The organism is Vibrio nomapromontoriensis, assembly GCF_050337205.1.
Taxonomy (GTDB): Bacteria; Pseudomonadota; Gammaproteobacteria; order Enterobacterales; family Vibrionaceae; genus Vibrio; species Vibrio nomapromontoriensis.
On record NZ_JAKJSS010000032.1, the window covers coordinates 1 to 5,092 of the forward strand.

The 5,092-nt window shown below is 40.1% G+C and carries 6 protein-coding genes; 2 read left to right on the forward strand and 4 right to left on the reverse strand.

Going from position 1 to position 5,092, the window contains the following annotated elements:
• Positions 1 to 1,266: sulfatase-like hydrolase/transferase (locus tag L4D05_RS23820; protein WP_428795472.1), on the forward strand; the 1,266-nt coding region annotated here is incomplete at its 5' end.
• Positions 1,267 to 2,056: 790 nt separating this feature from the next.
• Here L4D05_RS23820 and L4D05_RS23825 read toward each other — a convergent pair.
• From L4D05_RS23825 to L4D05_RS23840, 4 genes are all read right to left on the reverse strand, one after another.
• The gene (locus L4D05_RS23825; protein ID WP_428795473.1) at positions 2,057 to 2,257 is read right to left on the reverse strand and encodes a hypothetical protein; all 201 of its coding nucleotides are present in this window, start codon (positions 2,255 to 2,257) and stop codon (positions 2,057 to 2,059) included.
• 12 nt (positions 2,258 to 2,269) lie between these two features.
• Positions 2,270 to 2,620, reverse strand: coding sequence for a cysteine peptidase family C39 domain-containing protein (locus L4D05_RS23830; RefSeq protein WP_428795474.1), 351 nt, complete (start codon positions 2,618 to 2,620; stop codon positions 2,270 to 2,272).
• Positions 2,621 to 2,951: 331 nt separating this feature from the next.
• Positions 2,952 to 3,338: a hypothetical protein gene (locus L4D05_RS23835; RefSeq protein WP_428795475.1), complete on the reverse strand. Its 387-nt coding sequence runs from the start codon at positions 3,336 to 3,338 to the stop codon at positions 2,952 to 2,954.
• Positions 3,339 to 3,340: 2 nt separating this feature from the next.
• Complete coding sequence (locus L4D05_RS23840) at positions 3,341 to 4,027, reverse strand: hypothetical protein (protein ID WP_428795476.1); 687 nt, start codon at positions 4,025 to 4,027, stop codon at positions 3,341 to 3,343.
• A 532-nt stretch (positions 4,028 to 4,559) separates the two neighbouring features.
• On the opposite strand from L4D05_RS23840, the gene L4D05_RS23845 reads away from it, so the two are divergent.
• A partial coding sequence (locus L4D05_RS23845; RefSeq protein ID WP_489686393.1) for a transposase occupies positions 4,560 to 5,092 on the forward strand: 533 nt, incomplete at its 3' end.

The following is a 5,092-nucleotide window of genomic DNA, read 5'->3' on the forward strand; positions in this document are numbered from 1 at the left end:
GCTTACCCACTATGTGGCCCTTCGCGTGCCTCGTTTTGGACTGGTCGCCTTCCACACCAAAATGGTGTGCACGGCAACAATAGCCCTGATATTCCAACCACAATGCCAACGCTTGGCAAGTTGTTCTCCGAACAAGGCTATGAATGCGTTCACTTTGGTAAACAACATGACTTTGGCTCACTGAGTGGGTTTGAATGTGCTGAGCAAATTGAAATGGAGCTCGACGCTCCCGATGCTTTCCCTGTCGATTATGACTCACGCGAAGACGTCTATGCTGAACAAAAGAGCATCGAATTTTTAAACAAGAAACACGATAAACCGTTTGTCATGGCAGTGGATTTCAACAACCCTCACAACATTTGTGGCTGGGTGGGTGAATTTGCAGGCCCCCATGGCGACATTCCAGGTATTGGCCCGCTGCCTAAATTACCAGACAACTTCGTCAACGACGATGACATCACCAACCGTCCGCTGTCTCTTCAATATATGTGTTGTCGTCACCACCGTATGCACCAAGCGGCGCATTGGAGTGATTTAAATTATCAACAATACTTAGCGGCCTATTACCATTACACAAAAATGGGTGATGATTGTATTCGCAACGTACTGAACGCACTGGCTAACTCAGATGCGGCTGACAACACGTTGGTGGTATTCTTTAGTGACCATGGCGACGCAATGACTAGCCATAAAAACGTCACCAAGTTTAGCTTTTTCTACGAAGAAACCACCAATGTGCCATTTGTTATGGCTGGCCCGGGCATTCCAGAAAACGCGCAAAACGACGCATTACTTTCTTTGTGCGATTTAGTCCCAACCCTTTGCGATTACGCGGGCATCGAAATTCCTGTTGGTTTGTACGGCCGTAGTGTGATGCCACTCATTCGTGGAGAGCAACCCGCTGACTGGCGCGACAATGTCGTTTCACAGTGGTATACCAGCCGCGAAACCATTATTGAACCAGCTCGTATGTTGCGAACTAAAACGCACAAATACACCGTGTATCAAGAAAACAAAGACGAAGAACTTTACGATTTAATCAATGACCCTGGCGAGAAACGTAACCTCGCGAACGACGCAGCTCATGCTGAATTGCTGGCAGAGTATCGCCAGAAGTTCGCCAATTACAGCCGCGAAACCGTCGATCCTTTTAAGGCACTCGCAATCAATGTCGACCCTAAATGGGCAGCGCATGAGCCGGGCTATCACAACCATACTGGCGACTGCGCCATTGACGAGTATTTACGCTCTGTCGGTAAACTCTAATCCCCAAAGCGCTCCCCCTCGAGGAGCATAAAATAAAGCCAAGTCGCTATAAGAGACTTGGCTTTTCTTTTGCAGTAATCCTTCCGCAGAACTTTCCACGCCTACTGTCGGAGGACATTAAACTTTGATCGGAAATGTGCCGCTTCAAGCGATTCGTAGGCTATAAAAAGATAAAGTCTGATCACTTTTGAACGAATTACTACCAGAAACACGGTGGAAATAACAATAAAGATTGATCAATTTCTGAAACGTTTTTGGACAAAAGTTTGTTAGCTATCTTGCCAAATTAGAAAATAGTTAATAATTACAAGTATGGAAAGTTGCTTAACTTGGTATCCAGTATATCTGGATCCAATAACCAATAAGATGTAATAGATTAGTTCGAGCTTCTGGAGCTTTTTCTTTATAAACTCTAGCCATATAACACCCAGTAGTATCAATATCAGTATAAACCTAATTTCGTCATTCAAGATCTCGCCGAGAAGAAATAATCCAGACGTATACCCTCGCGATTTTCAAAGATGGTCAACCAAGTAAGGTATATATCATTTGACCTAGCGTATTAGATCAGTAGAGAATAAGGAATAGGGTCTTAAATTGGCTATTTGAACTAAAGTTACATTTTGAGTATGAAGGGAGGAACAGTGATAAACTCCTTATTATTTTTTTTCGCTTCAGTTCGTACTTCTGAAAGAACATTATTGACTTTGTTAGTAATAGGCAGCCTTGGAATTTCCTAGGCCAGGAGTTTGCTATTTATAGGATTACTCAACAGTAACCTCTGAGACCATTAAAGATCAACAACAACAAGCTTTTTATCGATCTCACGCTTTTTACTTTCTTTAGCACCGTTGACAAATACTAATACCTTCCCTTTATCGCTGCTTGTGGTTATCCAATAATCTTCAAATTGCGTTCTGGTGTAGTTAATAACTCCCCACGCAGGGTCTTTTAACTGAATAGTATTTTTGTCTATATATAATAATGACACAAAATGGACCAGCTATTTTCTCTCTAAATAAAAAATAGCTGGTCCATTTACAAGCAAAAGATTGTCGTAGGTCATCCATAAAGGAATGGCTTTCTTTCCATAGATACTAGCCAACACCTGAATATCGGCAAATGAGTATCTAGGCTTTACTTCTATTTTTTCAAGTAAATGGTATTCATAGACCTCCTCGTTATATCTATACTGCAAAACATCGCTGAGAGCAGCTAAACCACAACTCATATCTAGTTGCTGTCTCACAACACCTTCATATCTAAGATCGAGATAAGAATTAAAGTACTTTTCTTTTGGTGTATATGAAGAGCAACCAGTTAAAATCAGAAGACAAGAAAGCCATTTGTACATTTGCATTTACTATGTGAAATATTCAACAGTAGGTTGAATTAATGGAACGGAGATCAGTATCATTGTAGCTTGGAAGTATGACACTCTATTATTGACAAAGTGGGCCATTTCTTTCTTATTCCCAATAAAGAACATTAAATCTATTAATATTATTATTGACAACGTAAAAATATATACCCTCCCATACTGTATAACAAATGCAACATAAAGGTACACAATCACTAATGTAGCATTGATTATATTTTTTGAAGATGAACAATCTATTAAGTAATATTTGTTTGAAAATATAATATGAATTATAAACATTAAGAGAATTATTAAATCACTCATATTAATGACACCCACTACAAGACGACATAGCTCCCCAAGCGCTAGCTCCTAATCCAACGCCTGCAACCCCTCCAGCAAACCCACCCATCCAGGCACCAGACGCGCCGGCAACAAACCCTGCACCTGCATTAATCCCTACGTTTGACCAATTTATACTATTTCCAGCTTGTACGTCAGAAGCAATAGACATGGTAGCTCCACCAATAGCACCTATTGCTCCTGCAACTATGGGTCCAGCCTCTCCTTCAGTCGTTGCAGCTTCTTTCTCTGTCATGCTAGTGGAATTAAAGGCAATAAGAGTTTCATATTGAAGCTCAGCGTCAGTTAATCTAACATCAGCCAAAACGGTCGAAGAGAATAATGTCAAGAAAATCACTGTATTTTTCATTACTATACCTTAAAAGTAAATCTAATATCGTAACTATATTTATCGATACCAGAAACTGAAAATTTTACGCCGGTACTCGCCGTAATGGATTCGGTTAAATTCATGGCGGCACCTAAGTTTACTTCTGAACTTTGCAAGAATGAATTTTCAGAAGAAAATTCAAATTTATTAGATATACCTCCTCTTATGGTTATTTCTGGGTTAACTGCAAATGACAAACTGCTATTTATAGCCAAGTTATCTAGGCTATAACCTTTACTATAACTGCTATGCATATATCGAGCATTCAGGCTCAATACTATTGGGTCAAATATCCAGTTAGATAGCAGTCCTATTGAAGGTGTTTGCGCGTGCGCGGTCTTTGAATAGGATGCTGTTAAGATATTAAACGGTTGAAAAGTACGAAATTGATAACTTGCCCCTAAAGTATAGTTTTCAAAATCACCAGAGGTTGATTTTTGAGAACTGTTGTTTTTGGTAGATAACAACTCGCGGTAGGTCGCATTAAGAATGACAAAAGGAGATAAATGTTCTGTCGCTCCATATTGAATAGACGCATACCCAGATATGCTACTAATTTTGTCTGTTCTATCTATATGGTGTATATACGGAATACTGATGTTGGGAGATACCTCATACTGATAAACATATGAATGAGAAGATTGGTTATTGCTTTGCGAAATGTTCATACCTGAAGAGAGAGTCCACTTTTTTCTTTCGGGTAAAAAGTCCTCTATTTTCAAAATCTGCTTGATTGCAGTTCGTCTTTCTTCTTCGTTTCCCCATGAGCTCTTTGTGAAAAAAGCTACAACAAGAAAAAAAAACGATTTTGGCTAATTTTTTCATGAAAACATCACACTCAAACATAAATACAAATGATAATCACTTCCAATCAATAGCATGCAATATACATGATGTCACATATTAATTGCCATTTTGGGTTAGTAATCACATATGAAGGCGATTGTTGTAGCAGAAAGTCCAGTGTTATGGACAAGCCTTTATCATGACTTTCCTTCCATTACACCTTAGACACCTTTTATCGATGGGAGCACTACCAGCATTACCATAAATCACGAATAAAGGACTAAAAGGAAGGACTAAAAGGACACACACCAAAAGTATGAAATTAGTTTGATTTTGTCTAATTCGCTTACTCACCAACAATTCCATTAAAAGAGAACTGCTAAGTTACTTAAAACCTTTATAGCGGATCTCATTTTGACAACAGCCAGAAAACAACTTATCTCCGTGGATGCGACGTCGTATTACCACTGCGTATCACGTTGCGTGAGGCGTAGCTTTTTGTGCGGGGAAGACCCGCTCACCAACACGAGCTACGAACATCGAAGAGAGTGGATAGAGCGAAAAATTCACGCTCTAACGCACGTATACTGCATCGATGTTTGCGCCTACGCCATTATGAGTAATCACTATCACTTGGTGCTGCATATCAATAAAGACCGAGCGTTAGCGTTGTCACTGCATGAAGTGGTTGAGCATTGGGGGCGTGAGCATAAATTGCCAGTGCTCATAGAGCGTTGGCAGAATAAGCAGCTCACTCACCAAGCAGAAGAAGACAAGTGTATTGAACTCATTGAAATATGGCGAGAAAGGCTGTGGAACTTAAGTTGGTTCATGAAAGAGCTCAATTACGACATAGCATGTAGGGCGAACCGAGAGGACAACTGTACAGGGCACTTTTGGGAAAGCCGCTTCAAAAGCCAAGCGTTGCTTGATGAAAAAGCACTTGC